Source organism: Streptomyces sp. NPDC058289, assembly GCF_042880975.1.
Classification (GTDB): domain Bacteria; phylum Actinomycetota; class Actinomycetes; order Streptomycetales; family Streptomycetaceae; genus Streptomyces; species Streptomyces stoeckheimensis.
Genome location: NZ_JBHVYI010000102.1, coordinates 1 through 21702 on the forward strand (window position 1 = coordinate 1; position 21702 = coordinate 21702).

Here is a 21702-nt window from a genome sequence, read left to right on the forward strand (position 1 = left end):
GGGTCGAGCGGGGGCGTCGGGCTGGAGCGGGGGCGTCGGGGTCGAGCGGGGGCGTCGGGCTGGAGCGGGGGCGTCGGGGTCGAGCGGGGGTGGCAGCGGCGGGTCTGGGAGGGGGGTGTGCGGGGCCCCCGGCCCCTGGTGGGGTTGGGGGCCGGGCGTGGGGGTTAGCGGCGGGCGCGTAGGGCTCGGGTGAGGTCGTCGAGGTGGTCTGCGAGTTTGCGGTGGAGGAGCGGGGTGATGTCGGGGGCGGTCAGGGCGGCGGAGCCGGCCTCTAGGTTGGCTTCGGTGATTTCGTGGCCGGGGAGGGCCCAGCGGCCTGCGGCTTCGGCGATGGCGGGGCCGCGGCGGGCGGCGAGGGCGACGGCCTCGACGTAGGCCTGCGGTACGTACTCCCGTACCAGGTCGGCCTGTTCGGGCTGCCAGAAGCCTTGGGCGGTGGCGGTGAAGAGGTAGTTGGACAGGGAGTCGTCGTGGAAGAGGCGCTCCCATGCGGCGGCCTTGGCCTCGGCCGTGGGGAGGGCGGCCCGGCAGCGGGCGGCGCCTTCCCGTCCGGTGGCGCTCGGGTCGGCTGCGAGGGCTTCGTCGATCTCGGCTTCGCCGGCGGCGCCGAGGACGGAGAGGCGGGCGAGGATGCGCCAGCGCAGTTCGGGGTCGAGTTCGGGGCCGCCGGGGACGGTGCCGTCGGCGAGCCAGCCGGCGATGGTGTCGGGCTGGGTGGCGCTGTCGACGAGGGTGCGGACGGCGAGGAGCCGCAGGCCGGGGTCGGTGCCGTCCTCGGTGCGTCGCAGCAGGTCGCGGGTGATGGTGGTGAGGGTGGTGAGGGCGTCGCCCCGGCGGAGCGGGATGGTGTAGCGGTCGGCGATCTGGGCGCGGGTGAAGGCGAGGACGCCTTGGACGATCGCGAGGTCGGTTTCCTCGGGGATGTGGGCTTCGGCGGTGGCCAGGTAGTCGGCGGCGGCCAGTTCGCCGTCGCGGACCATGTCGCGCAGGGAGTTCCAGACGACGGCGCGCGTGAGCGGGTCGGGGATGCGGGACATGCCGCGCAGGGCGGTTTCCAGTGAGGTCTCGTCGAGGCGGACCTTGGCGTAGGTGAGGTCGCCGTCGTTGAGGACGAGGAGGGCGGGGCGCTGGCCGCTCACGGAGAGGACCTCGTCGGAGGGGACGTCGAGGGCGAGGACCTCGCGCGGTTCGATGGCGCCGTCGGGGGCGCGGTCGTAGAGGCCGGCGGCGATGTGGTGGGGGCGGTTGCCGGTGCGGTCGACGGTGAGGGTCCAGCCGCCGTGGCTCTCTTGGAGGCGGGGGGTGAGGGTGTCGACGCCGGTGGTGCGCAGCCAGGTCTCGGCCCAGGTGTGGACGTCGCGGTCGGTGTGGGCGGCGAGGGAGTCGACGAAGTCGGCGAGGGAGGCGTTGGAGAACTTGTGGCGGGCGAAGTGGGTGTTGATGCCGGCCAGGAAGTCCTTCTCGCCGAGCCAGGCGACGAGTTGACGCAGGGCGGAGGCGCCCTTGGCGTAGGAGATGCCGTCGAAGTTGAGGAGGGCGGAGGCGGTGTCGGGGACGGCGGAGGCGTCGGGGGCGACGGCGTGGGTGGAGGGGCGCTGGTCGGCGTCGTAGCCCCAGGGCTTGCGTTCCATGGCGAATCCGGTCCAGGTCTCCGTGAAGCGGGTGGCTTCGATGAGGGTCTGGTAGCCCATGAACTCGGCGAAGGACTCGTTCAGCCAGATGTCGTCCCACCAGCTGAGGGTGACGAGGTCGCCGAACCACATGTGGGCCATTTCGTGCGCGATGGTGACGGCGCGGCGCTGGCGTTCGGCGTCGGTGACGGCGGAGCGGAAGACGTAGTCGTCGCGGAAGGTGACCAGTCCCGGGTTCTCCATGGCGCCGGCGTTGAACTCGGGTACGAAGGCCTGGTCGTAGGAGTCGAAGGGGTAGGGCTCGGTGAACTTCTCGTGGAAGCGGTCGTAGCAGGCGGTGGTGAGGTCGAGGATCTCCTGCGCGTCGGCGTCGAGGTGGGGGGCGAGGGAGCGGCGGCAGTGGATGCCGAAGGGGAGCCCGGCGTGTTCGGTGCGGACGCTGTGCCAGGGGCCGGCGGCGACGGCGGCGAGGTAGGTGGAGATGACGGGGGTGGGGGCGGAGGCCCAGATGCCGGCCTCGGAGGCGGAGCCGTCGCCCGAGCCGTCGCCGCCGTCGCCGAGGCGTTCGCCGATGCGGGTGGTGATGCCGTTGGCGAGGACGGTCCAGTGCGTGGGGGCGGTGACGGTGAACTCGAACACGGCCTTGAGGTCGGGCTGGTCGAAGGCCGGGAAGACGCGCTGGACGTCGTCGAGGAACATCTGGGTGTAGACGTACGTTTCGCCGTCCGCGGGGTCGGTGAAGCGGTGCAGGCCTTCGCCGGTGCGGGAGTAGCGCATGCGGGCGGCGATGCGGAGTTCGTGGGGGCCTTCGGTGAGGCCGGTGAGGGGGAGGCGGCCGTCGGTGAGGGTGGCCGGGTCCAGGGGGTGTCCGTCGAGGGCGGCGGAGCGCAGTTCGTCCGGTTTCAGCTCGACGAAGGTGTCGCCGGCGGTGCGTGCGGTGAACCGGATGACGGTGCGGGACTCGAAGGTCTCGTCGCCGGTGGTGAGGTCGAGGGCGACCTCGTAGTGCCGGACGTCGAGGAGTCGGGCTCGGAGCTGCGCTTCGTTGCGCGTCAGTGCGGACATGGGGCCCATGCTGCCGGATGGCGGCGCCGGGCCCCAGCTCCTATTCTTCGCCTTCGCCTTCGCCCTCGCCTGCGGCGATCGTCTCGTGGTGGCGGATGACCTCGGCGATGATGAAGTTGAGGAGCTTCTCGGCGAAGGCGGGGTCGAGCTTGGCGTTCTCGGCGAGCTGGCGCAGCCGGGCGATCTGGCTGGCCTCGCGGCCCGGGTCGGCCGGGGGCAGCTGGTGGCGGGCCTTGAGGTGGCCGACCTGCTGGGTGCACTTGAACCGCTCGGCGAGCATGTGCACCACGGCCGCGTCGATGTTGTCGATGCTGTCCCTGAGCCTGGCCAGCTCGGCGGTGACGTTCTCATCGATGTCCCTGGTGTTCATGGTCACCGAGAATACGTGGCGCGCGTCGACGGTTCTTCGGCCGATCAACCACTGAGACGGACGACGGTCCCTAAGGCCTGTCGGCCGGCGGCTCGGTGGGGTCGTGGGTGATGAGGTCTCCCGGCTGGCACTGGAGGACGTCGCAGATCCTCGACAGGGTGGAGAAGCGGATGGCTTTGGCCCGGTCGTTCTTGAGCACGGACAGGTTGACGACGGTGATGCCGACCTGTGTGGACAGTTCGGTGAGTGTCATGCCGCGCTCGGCGAGGATCCGGTCGAGGTGGATCCGGATCGCGTGGAGTTCCTCTTCGGGCATCAGATGGTCCCTTCGAGGTCCTCTCGCATGCGCACGCCCTCGCGCATGATCTTCCCCATGATGACGGCGGCGAGGCCGGCGAGGATGAGTACCTGAGGCTCGGCGACCGTCGGCCCGGAGTCCAGCATGGGCACCATGCTGGCGGTGAGCCAGGACTGCGACCAGCCTACGACGAGGCCTGCGAGCGGTGTGCCCGCGGTGACGAACCAGCCGAGGACGGTGAGCCGTCGCGCCACCTCGTCGGTGAACGGCCCTTGGGAGACGACGGCCTTCAGCAGTCGGGAGAAGAGCAGCAGGGCGAGGGAGGCGAACAGCATCCAGGGCAGTTGGCCCCCGAGGTCGGCGGCGCGCTGTGCCGTGGAGGGGTTGTTCTGGCAGAGCCGTGTGGTGCTGCTGGATGCCTCCACGCCCTGGCCGACCGGCAGGCCGCCCTCCAGTGTGGCGTTGGCCCAGAAGCCGGTCTTCACGCAGACCGCCCCGTCGTCGCCCAGGTGCGAGACGGCCGTGCCGATGAAGGTGAGTCCCCAGAGGATCGCCAGCGCAAAGGTCAGTGAGGCCAGGATCTTCGTGAATCGCGTGTTCATCGCGTTCCCCCCTATCGATTTTCGATATGCCAGAGACTAGCGGACCATATCGATAATCGACAAGTGGGTGCGTGTTAGAGGGGCATCAGAGAGGCAGGAGCGCCGTGACCAGCCAGCCGCCTTCGGGGGCGGGGCCGGCGGTGAGGGAGCCGCCGAGGGCTTCGGCGCGTTCGGCCATGCCGACGAGGCCGTAGCCGCCACCGCGGGCGTTCTCGGAGAGTTTCGCGGGACGGCCGCCGTCGTCGGCGATCCGGACTTCCAGGCCGGCCGGGACGGTGCGCAGGCCGACCCGTACGGCGGTGGCGGTGGCGGCGTGCTTGCCGATGTTGGTGAGGGCTTCGAGGACGATGCGGTGGGCGGTGGCGGCGACGTCGGCGGGGAGCCGGGCCTCCAGACCCTCCTCCACGTAGAGGACCACGGGCGGGCCGGTGGCGGCGAACCGTTCCGTCAGCCCGCGGATGTCCCGGAGGCCGGCGACGGGGGCCGTACCTGCGGAGCCTGCCTGGCCGGCGCTCTTGCCCGTCTCCGGGTCGACGTCCGCGGCGCCCTCGCGGAGGATCTTGACCAGGCGGCGCATGGAGCCGAGCGCCTCGTCTCCGGCGGTCTCGATGCGGCCGAAGATCTCGCCGGCGCGTTCCGCGGAGACCTTGGTGTAGCGGGCGGCCCGCGCCTCGACGACGATCCCCGTCACGTGGTGGGCGACGAGGTCGTGGAGCTCGCGGGCCAGTTCCAGCCGCTCGGCGCTGCGTACGGCGCGCAGTTCGCGGACCCGCTGGACGGACTGCAGGCGCATGAGCAGGGAGTACGCGGTGACGACGACGGCGAGCACGGAGAAGAGCAGCGTGAAGCGGCCCGGGTCCGCGTCGCGGACGGGCGCGGCCATGGAGCCGAGGGCGAGGAGGGGGCCGAGGACTGCGGCGGTGCGGGCGGGGGCGCGGAGCAGGACCTGGGTGAGGAGGACGAGCAGGGCGACGGCCTCGCCGCCGCCCCAGACGACGAGGGGGAGGTTGCTGAAGAACAGGGCGAGGGTGACGGTCCAGGTGACGGCGGAGGCGAACCAGGCGCGGGCGAGGAGCGGGATGCCCGGCCAAGGCGCGGCGCTGAGGCAGACGAGGATGCCCGACACCCAGACGGCGGCGTGCGGGGTGCTGGGTTGGCGGGCGAGGACTACGCCCTCGAAGGTGACGAGGGAGAGGAGGGTGAGCGAGAGGATGATGCGGATCCAGTCCGCGGCGTAGGGGTGGCGGCGGGCCCATGGCCCCAGGGGGCTCATGCGGTGGCCCGGAGCATGCGGGTGGCTCCGCCGGTGGTGCGGGGCTCCGTCGAGGCGGCCACCCCCGGGGGCCGGTCGGCTCCGCCGGTGGTACGGGGCTCCATGCGGGTGGCTCCGCCGGTGGTACGGGGCTCCATGCGGGTGGCTCCGCCCGTGGGCCGGGCGGCTCCGCCGGAGGTGTGGGGGCTTCGGCTCAGGTGGAGACCGAGGTTCGGCCGGGCGCCGCCCGTACCCGTGGTGGCCGGTGCCGTCGGGAACGGCGTGCGCCGGCTTCCTGGGGCGCCGCCCCAGACCCCGCGCCTCAAACGCCGGCGAGGCTGATTTTGCCCGGCGGCGCCCGAACGGTGGCGGGGCAGGTTCTGCCCGGGGATGCCCGAGCGGTGGCGGGGATGGTTCCGGCCCGGGGCGGTCCTGTGGCCGTGGGAGTCGTTCGGGGGGTGGGGGTGGGTCACGCCGGGGTGCCTGCCAGGCCGCTTTCCCAGGCCCAGGCGGCGATTTCGACGCGGTTGCGGGCGTCCAGTTTGGCCTGGACGTTGGCCAGGTGGGTCTTGACCGTGGAGAGGGAGACGAAGAGTTCCCCGGCGATCTCGGCGTTGGTCAGCCCGCGCGCGAGGCAGCGTACGACCTCGCGTTCCCGGTCCGTCAGGGGCTCCGCCGGGCGGCGGGCGGCTGCGGCGGCGGCCGGGGTGCGGTGGGCCATTTCGCGCAGCAACCGTACGGTGATGGCGGGTGAGACGAGGGAGTCTCCGACGGCTGCCGCCCGCACCGCTTCAACCAGCATGGCCGGGCTCGCGTCTTTGAGGAGGAAGCCGGACGCTCCGCCCTGGAGCGCCGCGTGGACGTACTCGTCGAGGTCGAAGGTGGTGACGATGACGATGCGGGGGGTTTCACGGCCGGAGAGTCGGCGGGTGACTTCGAGTCCGTCGAGTTTGGGCATGCGGATGTCGAGGAGCAGGACGTCGGGCCGGTGTTCGGCGACGGCTGCGAGGGCCGCTTCGCCGTCTTCGACGTCGGCGACCACCTCGATGTCCGGCTGGCTTTCGAGGATCATCCGGAAGCCGGTCCTGACCATCTCCTGGTCGTCCGCGATGATCACTCTGATCGCCATGCGTCGCCTGCCCCACTGTCGCCCGTTGCCTGTGCCGTCCCGGCTTCCCCGGCATTCCCACCCGGTGGGATCTCTCCATGGGACCTGCGGGCGCCTCGGCCCGCAACCGCACAGCAGACCGCCGGGAGCATGCCGCAAGGCCGGAACGGCATCGTTCCGGCCTCACGGTACTGCGGTCGACCTTACGGACATGTGGGGCATCGCGCCTCATTCTTCCGGCCCCTGCCGGATGGGCCGGGAGGAGGAGGGCGACAGGACCCGGGGTCGGTCAGAGGGTGGCGGCCGCGCTCTTGATCGCCGCCGCGAAGGTGGAGACCTCCGTGTAGACGCCGGGGTAGTCGGGGCGTGCACAGCCCTCGCCCCAGCTGACTATGCCGACCTGGATCCAGGCGTTCGCGTTGTCCCGGCGGAACATGGGGCCGCCGGAGTCACCCTGGCAGGTGTCGACTCCGCCTTCGTCGAATCCGGCGCAGATCTCCTCGGCGGGCACGAGCGAGCTGCCGTAGGAGGCCTGGCAGGAGGCGTCGGAGACGAAGGGGACGGTGGCCTTCTGCAGGTAGCGCTGCTGGCCTCCGCCTTCGCGGGTGGCGCCCCAGCCTGCGACGGTGAAGGTGCCGTTGTCGTAGGCCTTGGTGTCGGCGATCTTGAGGGTGGGCAGGTTGATCGGCTTCGCGAGCTTGATCAGGGCCCAGTCCTTGCCCGTGCCGTTGTAGCCGGGGGCCCGGAGCACCTTGGTGGACTTGACCTTGATGGCGCTGGAGCTGTTGAGGTCGACGACTCCGGCGGTGGCGGTGATGGAGGTGTTGTTGCCGGAGCTGCCCACGCAGTGGGCGGCGGTGAGCACGATCTGCTGGGTGTAGAGGGCGCCGCCGCAGCCCATGGAGAGCCGGACCATGAAGGGGAACTCTCCCTGGGCGGCGCGGGTTCCGCCGACCACGGGCGCCGTGCCGGCGGTTGCGGTGCCGGGCTGGAGGCTGACGGCCGCGAGGGCCACCGCTCCGACGGCGAGGGCGCGCTTGAGGGTGGTGACGAGGCTGGACACAGTCGACACACTGCCTTTCGTGGGGGGTTGGGCCGTGCGCGTCAGTCCATGGCGGGCGGGTTGAGCCGCCTGGGTGACGGGGACATGACACACCCCCTTCGCGGAGGCCATCAAGAACGCGTTTTCGGACAACTTCCGGCCGGAGGGCCCCCATGACGCACAACGGGCGGCGGAGCAGCCCGATCGAGCACGGATTTCCGCACCTGGAGACGGTCCGCGCGGCCGTCACCGCACTGTTCCGACGGCTGTCCGCCGACGGGATCCGCGCCTACGACACCCCCTTCGCCCCCGCCGACGCAGCCTTCCCCGCCTCCGAGGACCTGTACCCGGGCGCCCACCGGGTGGCTTCCGCGATGGTCCGCGCCCTGCGACTGCCCGACGCGCGCCTGATCGTGGGCTTCCGGGCGATGGAGGAGGCGGCGACCGTGGAACTGACCGCCGGGCCCGAGTACTTCGTCGAGGTCCACGACCGCTTCCGCGTCCACCGCCGCGATCTGGCGGCCGCCCTCGCCCACGAGGTCACGCACGTACTGCTGCATCGGCTGGACCTGCACTTCCCCACCACCCCCGACAACGAGATCCTCACCGACACCGCCGCCGCCTACCTCGGCGCCGGCTGGCTGCTGCTCGACGCCTACCGGGAGGACGAGCTCACCCACCAGAAGCTCGGCTACCTCACGCCGGAGGAGTTCGGCTACGTCCTCGCCAAGCGCGGCCGGTTCCTCGGCGGCGAGGACCTCTCCGCGTGGTTCACCAGCCCGCAGGCCTACGAGGCGTACGTGCGCGGCCGCGCCCGAGCCGACCGGGACCTGCGCCGGGCCCCCCTGGCGGCCGCGGGTCGGACGGAGCGGCTGCGGTACGCGGCGGCCCGCCGGACCGGAGCCGCCGCGCCCGGGGCGGCGTACGGCTTCGAGGTGCACGCGGGCGGGCTGCGGGTGAGCTTCCCGTGCCCGGTGTGCGGACAGCGGCTGCGGCTGCCGGCCCACCACGGGCCGGTCCGGGCCCGCTGCGGGCTGTGTCACACGGTGCTGGACTGCGACACCTGACGCGATGTGCCATGCACGACCCGCGCCCCCGCGCACCGCGCACCGTGACGGAGGTTCATCACCCGTCCATGAAAAGTTACTTACCAGCCAGTAGACAGGAGGGCGGACGATCTCCAGCCTGGTCACGTACATGCCAACATGTGATCGAGGAGCGTCCCCCATGCGCAGCACCCGTACCACTGCCGCCGCAGTGGCCGTAGCCGCAGCCGTCCTGGCCCTGGTTCCGGCCGCCACCGCCCAGGCGGCCCCCGCCCGGACGCCCGTCGCGGCCGTCACCGCCGTCACGGCCTCCGCGCCCGGCGGCAACGCGGCGATCCTGGGCATCGACTACGCCACCTGGCAGCGCGACGTCTCCGCCGTCATCGATGCGGCCCGCCCCGGCATCGAGCAGCGCATCGCCGCCGCGCCGGCCGGTGAGAAGCCGGCGATCGTCCTCGACATCGACAACTCGTCGCTGGAGACGGACTTCCACTGGTTCTGGACCTTCCCGACCCCCGCGATCGCCCAGGTCCGCGACCTGACCCGGTACGCGAACGACCGCGGGGTCGCGATCTTCTTCGTCACCGCCCGCCCGGGGATCGTGTACTCCCTCACCGAGCGCAACCTCAAGGCGGTCGGCTACCCCGTCTCGGGCCTCTACGTCCGCGATCTGCCCGCGCTGTTCGGCGAGGTCAGCGCCTACAAGACGGCCAAGCGGGCGGAGATCGAAGCGCGCGGCTACACGATCATCGCCAACATCGGCAACAACCAGAGCGACCTGGTCGGCGGCCACGCCGAGCGCACCGTCAAGCTGCCGGACTACGGCGGCAAGCTCTCCTAGCCGTGCCCGCCGGCCCAGGACGTCAGTCCAGCCCGGCGGCGATCGCGTTGACGGCGGCCCAGCCGAAGGCCATGGCGGGGCCGATCGTCGCGCCCGGCCCGGGGTAGGTCTCCCCCATCACCGCCGCCGAGCAGTTGCCGCAGGCGTAGAGGCCCGGGATCGGGGTGGAGTCCTCGCGGAGCACCCGGCCGTCGGTGTCCGTCACGAGGCCGCCCTTGGTGCCGATGTCCCCCGGGTGCACGGGGACCGCGTAGAAGGGGCCCTTCTCGATCGGCGCCAGGTTCGGGTTGGGCAGGGTCGGGTCGCCGTAGTAGCGGTCGTAGACGCTCTCGCCGCGCCCGAAGTCCTTGTCGGTGCCCACCTCGGCGAAGGAGTTGAAACGGCTGATCGCGCCGGGCAGGCCGGGGGCGGAGATCTGCCGGGCCAAGTCCTCCACGGTGTCGGCCTTCTTCAGGAAGCCGCTCTCCAGCCACTTCCTGGGGAAGGGTTGCCCGGGGAAGAGGCCGGCGAAGATGTACCGGGCCTTGGAGCGGGCGTCCAGGATCAGCCAGGACGGCACCGTCCTGGCGTCGGGCCGGTCGGCGGCGTACATCCGGTCCACGAACGCGTGGTACGGCAGGGCCTCGTTGGCGTAGCGCTCCCCCGCCTCGTTGACGATGACCATGCCGGGGATGCCCCGGTCGGCGACGAGGAAGAAGGGCTTCTCCCCCGGCGGGCACACCGACGGCGCGCCCCAGACCTTGTCCAGCAGATCGGTGGCGGCCCCCAGTTCCTCACCGAGCTTCAGGGCGTCGCCGGTCTGGCCCTCCGCGGCGTGCGTCCAGGCCGTGGACGTGGGCGCGGGCAGGTGCTTCTCGCGCCGTGCCTGGTCGTGCGAGAACCCGCCCGAGGCCAGCACCACCCCGCCCCGCGCCGCTACGGTCACTTCGCGCCCGGCGCGCAGGACCCGTACGCCGGTCACCCGGCCGGCCGGGTCCGTGACCAGGCCGGTCAGGGGCGCGGACAGCCACAGTTCGCCGCCGAGCGCGTCCAGGGAGAGCCGCATGCGGGCGACGAGCGCCTCGCCGAGGGAGAGCAGCTTGCGGCCGGTGGCCAGCGCCTTGACGGCGCGCAGGCCGACCTTGAGGGAGGTCTTCTTGCCCGCCCAGGTGCGGCTGACCATGTTCAGGAAGCGGAAGTCGTACGAGGTCATGGTCAGCCCGTACGTGGGCAGTCCGGCGCGGCGCATGGAGGCGCCGAGCGCGCCGAGCCGTTTGAAGTCGACGATGCACGGTTCGATGGAGCGGCCCTGCGCCATGCCGCCCTGGGCTTCGGGGAAGTAGTCCGAGTAGCCGGGGGTGTACATGAAGCGGATCTCGGTGCGGTCGTGGAACTCTTTGACCATGCGCGGCCCGTGGCTGAGGTACGCGTCCTTGCGCGCGGCCGGTACCCGGTCGCCGACGGTGGCGTCGAGGTAGGCGCGGGCCTTCTCGCGGGTGTCGGCGAGGCCGGCGCGGTCGAGGTGGAAGTTGCCGGGGACCCAGATCGCGCCGCCGGACAGGGCGGTGGAACCCCCGTAGGTGTCGGTCTTCTCCACGACGAGGACGCTCAGGCCCCGCAGTCGGGCGGTGACGGCGGCGGCGAATCCGGCGGCGCCGGAGCCGACGACCACCACGTCGTAGGAGTACTCGGTGAGGTGCTCGGTGGTCATCCGAAGGCTCCCGTGGCGTAGTCGCTGCGGTAGTAGAGGAGGGGTGATCCGCCGTCGCGGGCGCTCAGTTCGAGGACCCGGGCGGTGACGAGGTAGTGGTCGCCCGCCTCGTGGACCTCTTCGAGGGCGCAGTCGACGGTGGCGAGGGCGCCGCTGACGCGGACGGCTCCGTGGGCGGAGAGTTCCCAGTCGACGTCGGCGAACTTGTCCTCGCCGCGGCGGCCGAGGGCCTCGCACACGGTGCGCTGCTCCTCGGCGAGGATGCTGACGCCGAAGCGACCGGCGGCGCGGACCTTGGGCCAGCTGGAGGAGCCCTTGCCCACGCAGAGCAGGACCAGCGGCGGGTCGAGGGAGAGGGAGGCGAAGGACTGGCAGGCCAGCCCGGCCGGGCGGCCGTCGTCCGCGACGGCCGCGACGACGGTGATGCCGGAGGCGAAGGCGCCGAGGACCTCGCGGAAGGCGGCGGGATCGACCGGGGCTGCCGGGGCCACCGGGGCTGCCGCGTCGAGCGCGTCGGCGGCGGGGCCGGTCAGCCGTTCCACTGGTGGCCCCAGAAGCTGTCCGCGGTGATCTCCTTCGCGGTCCAGGTGGCGGGGTCGACGAGCAGGCCGTCCCAGCCGTACTCGACCTGGAAGCCGCCGGGGGCCTGGGCGTAGAAGGAGACCATGTGGTCGTTGGAGTGCCGGCCGAGGGTGGAGGCGATGGGGATGCCCGCCGCGTTCATGCGGTCGAGGCAGTAGCCGACGTCGTCGAGGGTTTCCAGCTCGACCATGAAGTGCACGATGCCGGGCGGCAGTGCGCCGGGGTAGAGCCCGAGGCTGTGGTGGCGGCGGTTGGGGCTGAGGAAGTGCATCCAGTAGAAGTCCTGGCCGGGCTTGCCGGTGGGGACGGCGACCGGGGGCAGCCGCATCGAGTCGCGCAGTTGGAAGCCGAGGAGGTTCTCGTAGAAGTCGAGGGTGGCCCCGGTGTCGGCGGCGGGCAGGACGACGTGGCCGAGGCCGAGGCTCCCCTCGCGGCCGCCGGTGACGAACCGGTTGCCGTACCGGGCTGCGAGCGGGGTGTGGTCCTGGGCCTGGCCCCAGTAGATCTCCAGGGGGTTGCCGCTGGGGTCCTGGCAGTGGATGAGTCCCTGGACCCGGCGGTCGGCGAGGGTCTCGGCGTCGCCGTGCTTGACGGGGTGGCCGGCGCGCTCCAGTGCGGCGGCGGCGTCTTCGAGGGCGCGGGCGTTCGCGACCTCGAAGCCGGCGGCGAGCAACCGGTCCTGGGCGCCGGCGACGAACTGGAAGCGGTGCGTGCGGTCGTCGATGCGGACGTCCAGGCGGGTGCCCGTGGTGCCTGCGGCTTCGGCCATGCCGAGGATGTCGAGGACGTAGGTGCGCCAGGCGGCGAGGTCTGCGGTCTCGATGCGGAGGTAGCCGAGTGCGCGGATGTCCATGCGGGAACTCCTCGGTGGGATCAGTGCGGGGATCAGTGCGGGGATCAGTGCGGGGATCAGTGCGGGGATCAGTGCGGGGATCGGTGCGGGGATCGGTGCTGGAATCAGTGCTGGGTTCAGCGCACGGATCAGTGCAGGAAGAAGTCGGTGGCGAGGCGGTTGAACTCGTCGGCGGCCTCGGTCTGCGCCCAGTGCCCGCAGTGCGGGAAGACGTGCAGACGGGCATCGGGGATGGTCTTCAGCGCGAGGAAGGCGCCGTCGACCGGGTTGACGCGGTCCTCGCGGCCCCAGGTCAGCAGGACGGGGCGGCTGATGCGGTGCGCTTCGCGCCAGAGCATGGCGGCCTCGGGCCACTTGGCGAAGGAGGCGCCCATGCGGGCGTTGCCGAGCCTGGCTTCGGGGTCGGTGGCCTGGGCGTAGCGCTCCTCGACGAGGGCGTCGGTGACGATCGCCGGGTCGTGGGCGAGGGTGGTGAGGAAGGTCCGCATCTGCTCGCGGGTGGGCTCGGGGGCGAGGCTGAACTCGAAGAGCCGCTTGATGCCTTCGGTGGGGTCGGCGGAGAAGAGGTTGAGGGAGATCCCGCCGGGGCCCATGAGCAGGAGCTTGTCGACGCGTTCGGGGTGGTCCAGGACGAGTCGGGTGGCGGTGCCTCCGCCGAGGGAGTTGCCGATGAAGTGCGCCCGCTCGATGCCGAGTCCGTCCATGAGGGCGAGGACGGCGTTCGCGCTGAAGCCGAAGTAGTCGCGGTCGGGTTCCGGCTTGTCGGAGCGGCCGTAGCAGGGCTGGTCGACGAGCAGGGTGCGGAATCGTTCGGCGAAGTGGGGCAGGTTGCCGCCGAAGTTGGACCAGCCGGAGGCGCCGGGCCCGCCGCCGTGCAGCATGATCACGACGGGTGCGTCGGATCCCTCGGGCCCGTCGAGCGGGCCGGCCTCGTGGTAGTGCAGGGTCATCCCGCCGGCCTTGGCGGTGCGGGAGGTGTTCTCGTACGTGAGTACCTGCGCGCTCACAGCATCGTGTCCTGGATGTCGAGGCCGAGGGCGCCCTGTCCGAACAGGACCAGGGCCCGCTCCGGGTCGTTGGCGGCGTGGCCGCGGCCGGTGTGGACGTCGCGCCAGGCGCGCTGGACGGGGTTGGGGCCGGTGCGCATGGCGCTGCCGCCCGCGTTCTCCATGAGGAGGTCGACGGCGGCGACGCAGCGCTCGGTGGCGAGGACCTGGTCGCGGCGGGCTCGGGTGCGCAGCGGTGTGGGGAGCTCCTCGCCGCGTTCGGCGAGGGCGTAGAGCTCGGAGACGTTGCGCTGGAGCTGGAGCCAGGAGGCGTCGATGTCGCTGGCGGCGCGGGCGATGCGGACCTGGGCGAAGGGGTCCTCGGCGACCTGCTGTCCGTAGGAGATGCGGAAGCGTTCGCGGGTCGCGGCGACGTAGTCCTCGTAGGCGCCTTCGGCGATGCCGACGATGGGGGTGGAGATGGTGGTGGTGAAGACGGAGGCGTAGGGGAGCCGGTAGAGCGGCTCGGGGTTGAGGCGGTGGCCGGGTACCTGGAGGGCGGTGACGGGGCCGAAGCTGAGGGCGCGGTGTTCGGGGACGAACACCTCCTCGACGACGATGTCGTTGGAGCCGGAGCCGCGCAGGCCGACGGTGTCCCAGACCTCGTCGATGCGGTACTGGGACCGCGGGATCAGGAAGGTCCGCATGTCGACGGGGCGGCCTTCGGCGTCGGTGACCAGTCCGCCGAGCAGGGCCCAGTCGGTGTGGTCGCAGCCGGAGGAGAAGTGCCAGCGGCCGCTGAGGGTGAAGCCTCCGTCGACGGGGGTGACCTTGCCGGTGGGGGCGTAGGAGGAGCAGATCCGCGTGTCGCGGTCCTGGCCCCAGACCTCTTCCTGGGCGCGGGGGTCGTAGAGGGCTATGTGCCAGGGGTGGACGCCGACGACGGAGGCGACCCAGCCGGTGGAGCCGCAGGCCTTGGCTATGTCCTTGACTGCGGCGTAGAAGAGGGCGGGGTCGGCGGCGTACCCGCCGTGGGCCTTGGGCTGGAGCAGCCGGAAGAAGCCGGTGGCGGCGAGTTCCTTGATGCTCGCCTCGGGGACTTTGCGCAGGCTTTCGGCCTCTGCGCTGCGTTCGCGGAGGGCGGGGGCGAGGGCGCGGACCGCTGCGAGGACCTCTTCGTCACTCATGGTGTCCCCTTCTCAGATCAAGGATCTTCGGGTGTTCGGGATCGATTTCTGGATCGATGGCGAGGAACGTACGCCGGGGTGCTCCGGGCGCGGAACGAGCTGTTCCCGCTGAGCGGGAAGCTCGTCCGAACTCCTCGGAACTCCCTGAAACGACTACTTGAAGTATTACTGAATGAAATAGGCCCCTCCGGGTGCTTCCCTCCGGACGGGGGCGCGTGGCAGGGTCGCCCCAACGCCTCACGCAGGGGGTTTTCTCGTGCTTGACCAGGCCATGGAGCAGGTCGTGGAGACCGAGCTCGCACCGCTTTCGCTGCTGGAGAAGGCCGCGAAGGTGCTGGGCGCCTTCGAAGGTCCACAGCCGCGGCTGTCGCTCACCGAGGTCGTGCGCCGCTCCGGAATCCCACGTTCTTCCGCCCACCGGATCCTCGACCAGCTGGTGCAGTTGCGCTGGCTGGACCGCGAGGGCCGGGACTACCGCATGGGCATGCGCATGCTGGAGCTGGGCGCGCTCGCCTCCCACCACAACCGGCTGCGCCGGGCCGCGCTGCCGTTGCTGCACGCGCTGCACGAGCAGACGGGCCGGGTCGTGCACCTGTCGGTGCTCGACGGGGCCGAGGTGGTGTGCCTGGAGCGGATCGGCGGCTCGGAGGCCACCACGGTGCCCTCGCGGGTCGGTGGAAGGATGCCGGCGTACTGCACGGCCGCGGGGAAGGCGATCCTCGCCTTCAGTGATCCCGCCGCGGTGGAGCACGTCCTCGCGCAGGGGCTGCGCCCGCGCACCGCGCGCACCCTGATCCGGCCGCTGGCGCTGCGTTCGGAGCTGGCGGCGGTCCGCGAGCGCGGGGTGGCGTACGACCGGGAGGAGAGCTTCCGGGGCATCTCCTGCGTGGCCGCTCCGCTGCGGGGCGCCGGGCGGGCCGTGGCGGCCGTGTCGGTGTCCTCCTGCCGGGGCGACCGGGAAACGGCCCGCCTCGCGCCGGCGGTACTGGCCTGCGCGCGGTCGGTGTGGCGGGAGCTGTACGGGCCGGGCCGGCCGGGGCGGGCGGCTGTCGCGCCGGCGCGGGACCTGGAGCCGGCGGTCTCGGCGCAGGCGATGGACAACATGATGGGGTGGCTGCGGTTCAGCGAGTGGATGTAGTGGGTAGTGGTACCCCAACGCACGAGTGAACGACTTCGGGCCCGACCCCTCGCCAGGGGGCCGGGCCCGCGGTCGTTCGGCGCGGTCGTTCGTCGGGGCCGTCGGCGGAGTCGTCCAGCGGCAGGGGCGTCCAGCGGCAGGGATCCAGCGGCAGGGATCCAGTGGCGAGGTCGTCCGGCGGCGTCGTTCAGCCGTCGTAGCTGATGCGGATGCGGTCGCCGAGCGGCAGGGCCTGGCAGGCCAGGACGTAGCCGTCGGCCAGGTCCTCGGGGGCCAGGACCTCGTTGCGGACCATCTTGACCTCGCCCTCCAGCACCCGGCAGCAGCAGGCGCTGCAAGCGCCCTCGCGGCAGGAGTACGGGGCGGAGACGCCCGAGGCGAGCAGGACGTCGAGCAGCGGGGTCCCGGCGGGCCAGTCCACGGTGTGCACGACCCCCTCGAACTCCACCTCGGCGGTGGCGCCGCCTGCGGGGGCGGTGTCCTGCTCGCCCCCCGCCGCGCGGGGTGGCAGGGTCATGCTCCCGGCACCCGGGTCCGGGGCCGCCACCGCCGGGGCGAAGACGTCCCCGCTCAGGGAGAAGTACCGCTCCCGGTGGATCGACCGGCCCTGGCCGCCCGAGGCCCGCACCGCCGTCTCCGCCGCGTCCATCAGCGGAGCGGGCCCGCACAGGTAGGTCTCGCGGGTCGCGTACGGGGCCACGAGCGGGCCCAGCTGCGGGGCGGTCGGCAGTCCCTGGAGGGTTTCCAGCCAGTGCACGACGGTGAGCCGCCCGGGGTGTTCCTCGGCGAGCCCCCACAGCTCGTCGCGGAAGATCACCGAGCCGGGGTCGCGGTTGGCGTACACCAGGGCGACGTGGCCCCCGCCGGCCACCAGCGCCGACTTCGCGACGGAGAGCACCGGGGTGATCCCGCTGCCCCCCGCCACCAGCAGCAGGTCCCGGTCCAGGTCGGGCGGGGTGAAGGTGCCGGCGGGGAGCAGGATTTCCAGCTCGTCGCCGATGCGCACGTCCTGGCACAGCCAGCCGGAGCCGACGCCGCCGGGGACCCGTTTGACGGTGATGCGCAGCGGGTCCCCGGCGTGCGGGGAGCCGGCCAGGGAGTAGCAGCGGGCCTCGCCGCCCGCCCCGCTCGACGGGGGAAGCCGCACGGTCAGGAACTGTCCGGGGCGGTACGGGAGTTCCGCGTCGAGTACGAGGGAGACCGCCTCGGGGGTCTCCTGGATCCGGTCCGTGACGCGGACCAGCAGCCTGCCGGCGGCTCCGCCCCGGGCGGGAGCCGGGGCCGGGCTCCGTACCCCCGCGGCGCGGGACTTCGTACGACCGTCGGTGTCAGACATCGGCCGGCACCTCCAGGCGGCCCGCCAGGACGGCGGCCTCGATGCCCGCGCGCAGGGCCTCGCAGGAGCGGACGCGGGCGCTGGGCCGGCCCGCCGCGACCTCGGCCGCGATGCGCGGGCAGACCGCTCCGGCCTCCTCGGTCCACTGGACCTGGGTGTGTGCGGGGCTGAACTTCTCGCACAGCACCACGGCGGCGCACTCCCCGCACGCGACGGGGGTCATCACGGGGTCCCGGCCGCGCGGCGGGCGAGGTTCTCGGCGACCTCGGCCTTCCAGGCGGCGGTGGCACGGGCGGTGTCGATCTCGAACTCGAAGCGGCGGACCATCTCGTCCTTGACGTCGGCGGCGTCCACGTAGAACTGCTCGTACCAGCGGCGGAGCTGGTAGACGGGGCCGTCCTCCTCGGTGAGGAGGGGGTTGTCGATGCGGGTCTTGTTCTTCCAGATCTCGACGTCCTGCTCGAAGCCGACGGCGAGGCCCTCGGAGGTGAGGCGGGCGGCCTCGGCGGCCTGTTCGTCGGTCATGCCGGGGAGCTTCTTGACGATGGTCCCGTACATGAGCACGAAGCTGTTCTCGTCGATCGGGTAATGGCAGTTGATGAGGACGGATTCGAGTTCGACGCCGCCGCCGATGTCGCTCCACAGCTTGTCGATCATGTACGAGGGGCCGTGGTACGAAGCGTCCGAGCGCAGGCCGCCGCCGGTGGAGAGGGTGCCGAGGTCCACGTCGCCGCGCGGGGTGGACTCCATGTACTGGGTGGCGACGTGTCCGTCGAAGACGTTCTTGAAGTAGTGCGGAAAGGCATAGTGCACGTAGTAGAAGTGCGCCATGTCGACGACGTTGTCGACGATCTCGCGACAGTTGGAGTTCTCGACGCGCAGGAAGTTCCAGCTCCAGTCGCTCCACTCGGGGTCGCCGACGCCCTCGATGACGGGGATCGTGACCTCGGGCGGCGGCGGGTTGCCCTCCGGGTCGTGCCAGACGTAGAGCTGGCCGTTGCGTTCGAGAGAGGTCCAGGCGCGGGTCCTGGCGCGCGGCGGGACCCGCCGGGCGTAGGGGATCGCGGCGCAGCGGCCGTCTCCGGACCAGCGCCAGTCGTGGAAGGGGCAGGCGACGGTGTCGCCCTTGACGGTGCCGTGGGCGAGGTTGCCGCCCATGTGGGGGCAGTAGGCGTTCAGGACGCTCAGCCCCCCGGTGTCGGCGCCTTGGAAGACGACGAGCTTCGTGCCGAACGCCTGGACCTCGTGCGGGGTTCCGTCCCGGAAGGCGGCGGCGAGGCCGAGGCAGTGCCAGCCGCGGGCGAACCTCGCGGGTACGGCGGCGGCTTCGATGACGCGGGGCGCTTCGTCGACTGCGGTCGTTTCGGCCATGGGGTGGCCCTCCACTTCGTTGTGGGTGTGATGGGGGGTGACTAGCGCGCTTCGGCGGCGAGTTCGACCGCGATGTCGATGAGCTGGTCCTCCTGGCCGCCGACGAGTCGGCGTTCGCCCGCGCGCAGGAGGATCTGGGCGCCGGAGACCCCGTAGCGCTCGGCCTGGCGGTAGGCGTGCTTGAGGAAGCTGGAGTAGACGCCGGCGTGGCCCATGAGCAGGGCCATGCGGTCGAGGGTGCACTCGTCTTCCATGACGGGGCGGACCACGTCCTCGGCCGCGTCGATGATCTTCAGGACGTCGATGCCGGTGCGGATGCCCATCTTCCGGCAGACGGCGGCGAAGGCCTCGACGGGCGTGTTCCCGGCTCCCGCGCCGAGGCGCCGGGTGGAACCGTCGATCTGGAGCGCGCCGGCGCGGACGGCGGCGACCGAATTGCCCACGCCCAGGCCGAGGTTCTCGTGGCCGTGGAAGCCGACCTGGGCGTCGGTGCCGAGCTCGGCGACGAGCGCCGCGACCCGGTCGGTGACCTCGTCCATGACCATGGCGCCGGCCGAGTCGACCACGTACACGCACTGGCAGCCGGCGTCGGCCATGATCCGGGCTTGGCGGGCCAGGTTCTCGGGGGTGGTGGAGTGGGCCATCATCAGGAAGCCGACGGTCTCCAGGCCCATCTCGCGGGCGAGTCCGAAGTGCTGGACGGAGATGTCGGCCTCGGTGCAGTGGGTGGCGATCCGGCAGATCTCTCCGCCGTTGCCGTGGGCGGCGCGGATGTCGTCCTTCACGCCGAGGCCCGGAAGCATCAGGAAGGCGATCTTCGCGTGGCGCGCCGTCTCGGCGGCGATCTTGATGAGCTCCTGCTCGGGGGTCTTGGAGAAGCCGTAGTTGAAGGAGGACCCGCCGAGTCCGTCGCCGTGCGTGACCTCGATGACGGGGACCCCCGCGTCGTCGAGCGCGGAGACGATCGACCGTACGTCCTGGCCCGTGAACTGGTGGCGCTTGGCGTGCGAGCCGTCGCGCAGGGAGGAGTCGGTGATCCGGATGTCGAGAGTGGCCGAGTAGCGCGAGTGGCTCGGGTGGTCCGTCATTTCTGCAGTCCCTTCGCGAACTCCTCGCCGACCTTGGTGGCGGCGGCGGTCATGATGTCGAGGTTTCCGGCGTAGGGCGGCAGGTAGTCGCCGGCGCCCTCCACCTCCAGGAAGATCGCGACCCGGGCCATGCCCCCGTTGAGCGGGGAGGGGTCGTCGAACTGCGGCTCGGTGCGCAGCCGGTAGCCGGGTACGTACGAGGCCACGTCCTCGGCGACCTGTTTGACGGAGGCCGCGATGGCCTCGCGGTCTGCGTCGGCCGGGATCGCGCAGAAGACGGTGTCGCGCATGATGACGGGCGGATCGGCGGGGTTGAGGATGATGACGGCCTTGCCGCGGGCGGCGCCGCCGATCTCCTCGATGCCCCGGGAGGTGGTACGGGTGAACTCGTCGATGTTGGCGCGGGTGCCGGGGCCGGCCGAGACGGAGGCCACCGAGGCGACGATCTCCGCGTAGGCGACGGGGACCACGCGGGAGACGGCGTACACCATGGGGATGGTGGCCTGGCCGCCGCAGGTGATCATGTTGACGTTGGCCCGGTCGAGGTGGGCGGTCAGGTTCGCGGGCGGGACGACGGCGGGGCCGACGGCGGCGGGGGTCAGGTCGACGGCCTTGATGGCGAGTTCGGCGTAGCGCGGGGCGTTGGAGCGGTGCACGCAGGCGGAGGTGGCCTCGAAGACCAGGTCCGGCAGCTCGTCCTGGGCCAGCAGCCAGTCCACTCCCTCGTGGGAGGCTTCGAGTCCGGCGCGGCGGGCGCGGGCCAGGCCCTCGCTGTCGGGGTCCACGCCGATCATCCAGCGGGGTTCTATGTGCGGGGAGCGCAGGAGCTTGTAGAGCAGGTCGGTCCCGATGTTCCCGGAGCCGACGATGGCGGCGGTCGCTTTCGTCTGCGCTTTCGTCTGCGGGGTCGTACTGATCGTGATCACCTCAGGAGAAGGAGAGGGACACCGGGCCGAGCCCGGTGAAGTCGGCGGTGTACGTCCGCCCGGCGGCCACGTCCACGGCGCGGGTGCAGGACCCGGGCAGGATGAGGTGGCCCTTGCGGAGCTGGACCCCGAAGCGGGCGACGGTACGGGCCAGCCAGGCGACGGAGGCGGCCGGATCGCCGAGCACGGCGTCGCTGCGGCCGCTCGCCAGGGTGTCGGATCCGCTGGTCAGGGTGGCGTCGACGGCTTTGAGGTCCAGCTCGCGCGGGTCGCGGCCCTCGCCGATGACGTATCCGGCGGAGGAGGCGTTGTCGGCGATGGTGTCGGCGATGGTGATCCGCCAGTCTGCGATCCGGCTGTCGATGAGCTCCAGGGCCGGGACGACCCGCTCGGTGGCGGCCAGGACGTCGGTGACCGTGCAGCCCTCGCCGGGGAGGTCGGCGCCGAGCACGAAGCCGACCTCGACCTCGACGCGCGGCGCGCAGTACGCGGCTGCGGGCACCGGGGTGTCCTCGTGCAGCTCCATGGAGTGCAGCAGGTGCCCGTAGTCGGGTTCGTCGACGCCCATCATGGCCTGCATGACGGGGGACGACAGCCCGACCTTGTGCCCGGTGACGCGGTCGCCGACCGCGAGGCGGTGGCGGATGTTGAGGAGCTGGATCTCGTAGGCGTCCTCGGTGTCGATCCCCGGGAAGCGGGCGCCGAGCGGTGCGACGGGCGTCCGCCCGTGCTCGGCGGATCGCAGCTGCTGCGCGACGTGGAGCCGGTGGCGGTCCGAGAGCATGTGCGGGTCCTTGCGTGCGGGGGGCCGGTTCGGTGCGGCGAGGCTAGACGGCCCGCATCCGGCGCCGGGAGGGCGTTTTCCCGGCCACCGGGAAAGGCCGTCCGGACGGGACTCCGGGTGCCCGGGGCAACCTCTGGAGTCCGCTCGGTCACCATCTCCGCGAGCGCGCTCAAGGGGGTCGGCGCGACCGTGTACGCCTCGGCGCGGGTGGTGGGGAACGCCTCCGCGGGCATCAAGCTCACGACGCAGTGGTACGACCGGGCCGCGAAGAAGTGGCGGCCGGTGCCTGGCCGCCCGACGGCGTTCGCCACGATCACCGGGGCCCTGAAGCGCGGCGCGCGCTCCGACGTCGGGATGCGCGTCAGGGCCGACCGCGCGTCCAAGGCCGGGGAGGGATTCACCTTCGAGTACGCCCGGTACGTCGGCCGGGACGGGGTGTGCGGTCACGTGCAGGCGATCCACGACTACGACGTCGTGGTGGAGCCGGCCGCCTGCGCCCCCTCCGC

The 21702-nt window shown here is 72.0% G+C and carries 22 protein-coding genes; 3 read left to right on the forward strand and 19 right to left on the reverse strand.

Annotation, left to right across the window (positions count from 1 at the left end; genetic code table 11):
• Nucleotides 1-164 precede the first annotated feature (164 nt).
• From pepN to ACFVX6_RS34730, 8 genes are all read right to left on the reverse strand, one after another.
• A complete protein-coding gene (gene pepN / locus ACFVX6_RS34695) occupies nucleotides 165-2705 on the reverse strand; it encodes an aminopeptidase N (protein ID WP_389698325.1) in 2541 nt (846 codons plus the stop codon).
• A 31-nt stretch (nucleotides 2706-2736) separates the two neighbouring features.
• Nucleotides 2737-3066, reverse strand: a complete 330-nt coding sequence (locus ACFVX6_RS34700; protein WP_389698327.1) for a chorismate mutase — start codon at nucleotides 3064-3066, stop codon at nucleotides 2737-2739.
• Nucleotides 3067-3136: 70 nt separating this feature from the next.
• Nucleotides 3137-3382, reverse strand: coding sequence for a helix-turn-helix domain-containing protein (locus ACFVX6_RS34705; protein ID WP_389698329.1), 246 nt, complete (start codon nucleotides 3380-3382; stop codon nucleotides 3137-3139).
• A complete protein-coding gene (locus tag ACFVX6_RS34710; protein ID WP_389698331.1) occupies nucleotides 3382-3966 on the reverse strand; it encodes a DUF2975 domain-containing protein in 585 nt (194 codons plus the stop codon). Before ACFVX6_RS34710 ends, ACFVX6_RS34705 begins: the two co-directional genes overlap by 1 nt.
• A gap of 85 nt (nucleotides 3967-4051) precedes the next feature.
• Nucleotides 4052-5239: a sensor histidine kinase gene (locus ACFVX6_RS34715; protein WP_389698333.1), complete on the reverse strand. Its 1188-nt coding sequence runs from the start codon at nucleotides 5237-5239 to the stop codon at nucleotides 4052-4054.
• Nucleotides 5236-5376 carry a hypothetical protein gene (locus ACFVX6_RS34720; protein WP_389698335.1) on the reverse strand — a complete coding sequence of 47 codons (141 nt, stop codon included), beginning with the start codon at nucleotides 5374-5376 and terminating at the stop codon, nucleotides 5236-5238. The genes ACFVX6_RS34715 and ACFVX6_RS34720 overlap by 4 nt, the downstream gene beginning before the upstream one ends.
• Nucleotides 5377-5687: 311 nt before the next feature.
• The gene (locus ACFVX6_RS34725; protein ID WP_389698336.1) at nucleotides 5688-6347 is read right to left on the reverse strand and encodes a response regulator; all 660 of its coding nucleotides are present in this window, start codon (nucleotides 6345-6347) and stop codon (nucleotides 5688-5690) included.
• Between the two features lie 268 nt (nucleotides 6348-6615).
• A complete protein-coding gene (locus ACFVX6_RS34730) occupies nucleotides 6616-7398 on the reverse strand; it encodes a serine protease (protein ID WP_389698338.1) in 783 nt (260 codons plus the stop codon).
• A gap of 143 nt (nucleotides 7399-7541) precedes the next feature.
• Between ACFVX6_RS34730 and ACFVX6_RS34735 the strand changes: the two genes are divergently transcribed.
• Together ACFVX6_RS34735 and ACFVX6_RS34740 are read left to right on the forward strand one after the other, a co-directional pair.
• Nucleotides 7542-8435 carry a hypothetical protein gene (locus ACFVX6_RS34735; protein WP_389698340.1) on the forward strand — a complete coding sequence of 298 codons (894 nt, stop codon included), beginning with the start codon at nucleotides 7542-7544 and terminating at the stop codon, nucleotides 8433-8435.
• 160 nt (nucleotides 8436-8595) lie between these two features.
• Nucleotides 8596-9255: an HAD family acid phosphatase gene (locus tag ACFVX6_RS34740; protein ID WP_389698342.1), complete on the forward strand. Its 660-nt coding sequence runs from the start codon at nucleotides 8596-8598 to the stop codon at nucleotides 9253-9255.
• Between the two features lie 22 nt (nucleotides 9256-9277).
• Here ACFVX6_RS34740 and ACFVX6_RS34745 read toward each other — a convergent pair whose 3' ends face one another.
• The 5 genes from ACFVX6_RS34745 to hsaA all read right to left on the reverse strand — a co-directional run bounded on the left by ACFVX6_RS34745 (nucleotide 9278) and on the right by hsaA (nucleotide 14553).
• Nucleotides 9278-10945, reverse strand: coding sequence for an FAD-dependent oxidoreductase (locus tag ACFVX6_RS34745; RefSeq protein WP_389698344.1), 1668 nt, complete (start codon nucleotides 10943-10945; stop codon nucleotides 9278-9280).
• Complete coding sequence (locus ACFVX6_RS34750; RefSeq protein WP_389698346.1) at nucleotides 10942-11487, reverse strand: flavin reductase family protein; 546 nt, start codon at nucleotides 11485-11487, stop codon at nucleotides 10942-10944. The genes ACFVX6_RS34745 and ACFVX6_RS34750 overlap by 4 nt, the downstream gene beginning before the upstream one ends.
• Nucleotides 11475-12380 (reverse strand): VOC family protein, encoded by a 906-nt coding sequence (locus tag ACFVX6_RS34755; protein WP_389698348.1) that lies wholly within the window; start codon nucleotides 12378-12380, stop codon nucleotides 11475-11477. The genes ACFVX6_RS34750 and ACFVX6_RS34755 overlap by 13 nt, the downstream gene beginning before the upstream one ends.
• A 128-nt stretch (nucleotides 12381-12508) precedes the next feature.
• Nucleotides 12509-13387, reverse strand: a complete 879-nt coding sequence (gene hsaD / locus ACFVX6_RS34760) for a 4,5:9,10-diseco-3-hydroxy-5,9,17-trioxoandrosta-1(10),2-diene-4-oate hydrolase (RefSeq protein WP_389698350.1) — start codon at nucleotides 13385-13387, stop codon at nucleotides 12509-12511.
• A complete protein-coding gene (gene hsaA / locus ACFVX6_RS34765) occupies nucleotides 13384-14553 on the reverse strand; it encodes a 3-hydroxy-9,10-secoandrosta-1,3,5(10)-triene-9,17-dione monooxygenase oxygenase subunit (RefSeq protein ID WP_389698352.1) in 1170 nt (389 codons plus the stop codon). The genes hsaD and hsaA overlap by 4 nt, the downstream gene beginning before the upstream one ends.
• Before the next feature lie 256 nt (nucleotides 14554-14809).
• Between hsaA and ACFVX6_RS34770 the strand changes: the two genes are divergently transcribed.
• Nucleotides 14810-15691 carry an IclR family transcriptional regulator gene (locus ACFVX6_RS34770; RefSeq protein ID WP_389698354.1) on the forward strand — a complete coding sequence of 294 codons (882 nt, stop codon included), beginning with the start codon at nucleotides 14810-14812 and terminating at the stop codon, nucleotides 15689-15691.
• Between the two features lie 187 nt (nucleotides 15692-15878).
• On the opposite strand, the gene ACFVX6_RS34775 is transcribed toward ACFVX6_RS34770, so the two are convergent.
• Genes ACFVX6_RS34775 through ACFVX6_RS34800 form a run of 6 tightly spaced genes read right to left on the reverse strand, consistent with a single transcriptional unit; the run spans nucleotide 15879 to nucleotide 21196 of the window.
• Nucleotides 15879-17027 (reverse strand): 2Fe-2S iron-sulfur cluster-binding protein, encoded by a 1149-nt coding sequence (locus ACFVX6_RS34775; protein ID WP_389698356.1) that lies wholly within the window; start codon nucleotides 17025-17027, stop codon nucleotides 15879-15881.
• Entirely contained in the window at nucleotides 17020-17250 is a 231-nt protein-coding gene (locus tag ACFVX6_RS34780) for a ferredoxin (RefSeq protein WP_250744961.1), read from the reverse strand. Before ACFVX6_RS34780 ends, ACFVX6_RS34775 begins: the two co-directional genes overlap by 8 nt.
• Entirely contained in the window at nucleotides 17250-18398 is a 1149-nt protein-coding gene (locus ACFVX6_RS34785; protein WP_389698358.1) for a Rieske 2Fe-2S domain-containing protein, read from the reverse strand. Before ACFVX6_RS34785 ends, ACFVX6_RS34780 begins: the two co-directional genes overlap by 1 nt.
• Nucleotides 18399-18439: 41 nt before the next feature.
• The gene (gene dmpG / locus ACFVX6_RS34790; protein ID WP_389698360.1) at nucleotides 18440-19486 is read right to left on the reverse strand and encodes a 4-hydroxy-2-oxovalerate aldolase; all 1047 of its coding nucleotides are present in this window, start codon (nucleotides 19484-19486) and stop codon (nucleotides 18440-18442) included.
• Nucleotides 19483-20412 carry an acetaldehyde dehydrogenase (acetylating) gene (locus tag ACFVX6_RS34795; protein ID WP_389698362.1) on the reverse strand — a complete coding sequence of 310 codons (930 nt, stop codon included), beginning with the start codon at nucleotides 20410-20412 and terminating at the stop codon, nucleotides 19483-19485. The genes dmpG and ACFVX6_RS34795 overlap by 4 nt, the downstream gene beginning before the upstream one ends.
• Before the next feature lies 1 nt (nucleotide 20413).
• Nucleotides 20414-21196 carry a 2-keto-4-pentenoate hydratase gene (locus ACFVX6_RS34800; RefSeq protein ID WP_389698364.1) on the reverse strand — a complete coding sequence of 261 codons (783 nt, stop codon included), beginning with the start codon at nucleotides 21194-21196 and terminating at the stop codon, nucleotides 20414-20416.
• Nucleotides 21197-21702 lie beyond the last annotated feature (506 nt).

Bases quoted from the DNA above. Each gene is read 5' to 3' on its own strand.
- pepN (WP_389698325.1), bottom strand. From the start codon at position 2,705: ATGGGCCCCATGTCCGCACTGACGCGCAACGAAGCGCAGCTCCGAGCC.
- ACFVX6_RS34700 (WP_389698327.1), bottom strand. From the start codon at position 3,066: ATGAACACCAGGGACATCGATGAGAACGTCACCGCCGAGCTGGCCAGG.
- ACFVX6_RS34705 (WP_389698329.1), bottom strand. From the start codon at position 3,382: ATGCCCGAAGAGGAACTCCACGCGATCCGGATCCACCTCGACCGGATC.
- ACFVX6_RS34710 (WP_389698331.1), bottom strand. From the start codon at position 3,966: ATGAACACGCGATTCACGAAGATCCTGGCCTCACTGACCTTTGCGCTG.
- ACFVX6_RS34715 (WP_389698333.1), bottom strand. From the start codon at position 5,239: ATGAGCCCCCTGGGGCCATGGGCCCGCCGCCACCCCTACGCCGCGGAC.
- ACFVX6_RS34720 (WP_389698335.1), bottom strand. From the start codon at position 5,376: ATGGAGCCCCGTACCACCGGCGGAGCCACCCGCATGGAGCCCCGTACC.
- ACFVX6_RS34725 (WP_389698336.1), bottom strand. From the start codon at position 6,347: ATGGCGATCAGAGTGATCATCGCGGACGACCAGGAGATGGTCAGGACC.
- ACFVX6_RS34735 (WP_389698340.1), top strand. From the start codon at position 7,542: ATGACGCACAACGGGCGGCGGAGCAGCCCGATCGAGCACGGATTTCCG.
- ACFVX6_RS34740 (WP_389698342.1), top strand. From the start codon at position 8,596: ATGCGCAGCACCCGTACCACTGCCGCCGCAGTGGCCGTAGCCGCAGCC.
- ACFVX6_RS34745 (WP_389698344.1), bottom strand. From the start codon at position 10,945: ATGACCACCGAGCACCTCACCGAGTACTCCTACGACGTGGTGGTCGTC.
- ACFVX6_RS34755 (WP_389698348.1), bottom strand. From the start codon at position 12,380: ATGGACATCCGCGCACTCGGCTACCTCCGCATCGAGACCGCAGACCTC.
- hsaA (WP_389698352.1), bottom strand. From the start codon at position 14,553: ATGAGTGACGAAGAGGTCCTCGCAGCGGTCCGCGCCCTCGCCCCCGCC.
- ACFVX6_RS34775 (WP_389698356.1), bottom strand. From the start codon at position 17,027: ATGTCTGACACCGACGGTCGTACGAAGTCCCGCGCCGCGGGGGTACGG.
- ACFVX6_RS34780 (WP_250744961.1), bottom strand. From the start codon at position 17,250: ATGACCCCCGTCGCGTGCGGGGAGTGCGCCGCCGTGGTGCTGTGCGAG.
- ACFVX6_RS34785 (WP_389698358.1), bottom strand. From the start codon at position 18,398: ATGGCCGAAACGACCGCAGTCGACGAAGCGCCCCGCGTCATCGAAGCC.
- dmpG (WP_389698360.1), bottom strand. From the start codon at position 19,486: ATGACGGACCACCCGAGCCACTCGCGCTACTCGGCCACTCTCGACATC.
- ACFVX6_RS34800 (WP_389698364.1), bottom strand. From the start codon at position 21,196: ATGCTCTCGGACCGCCACCGGCTCCACGTCGCGCAGCAGCTGCGATCC.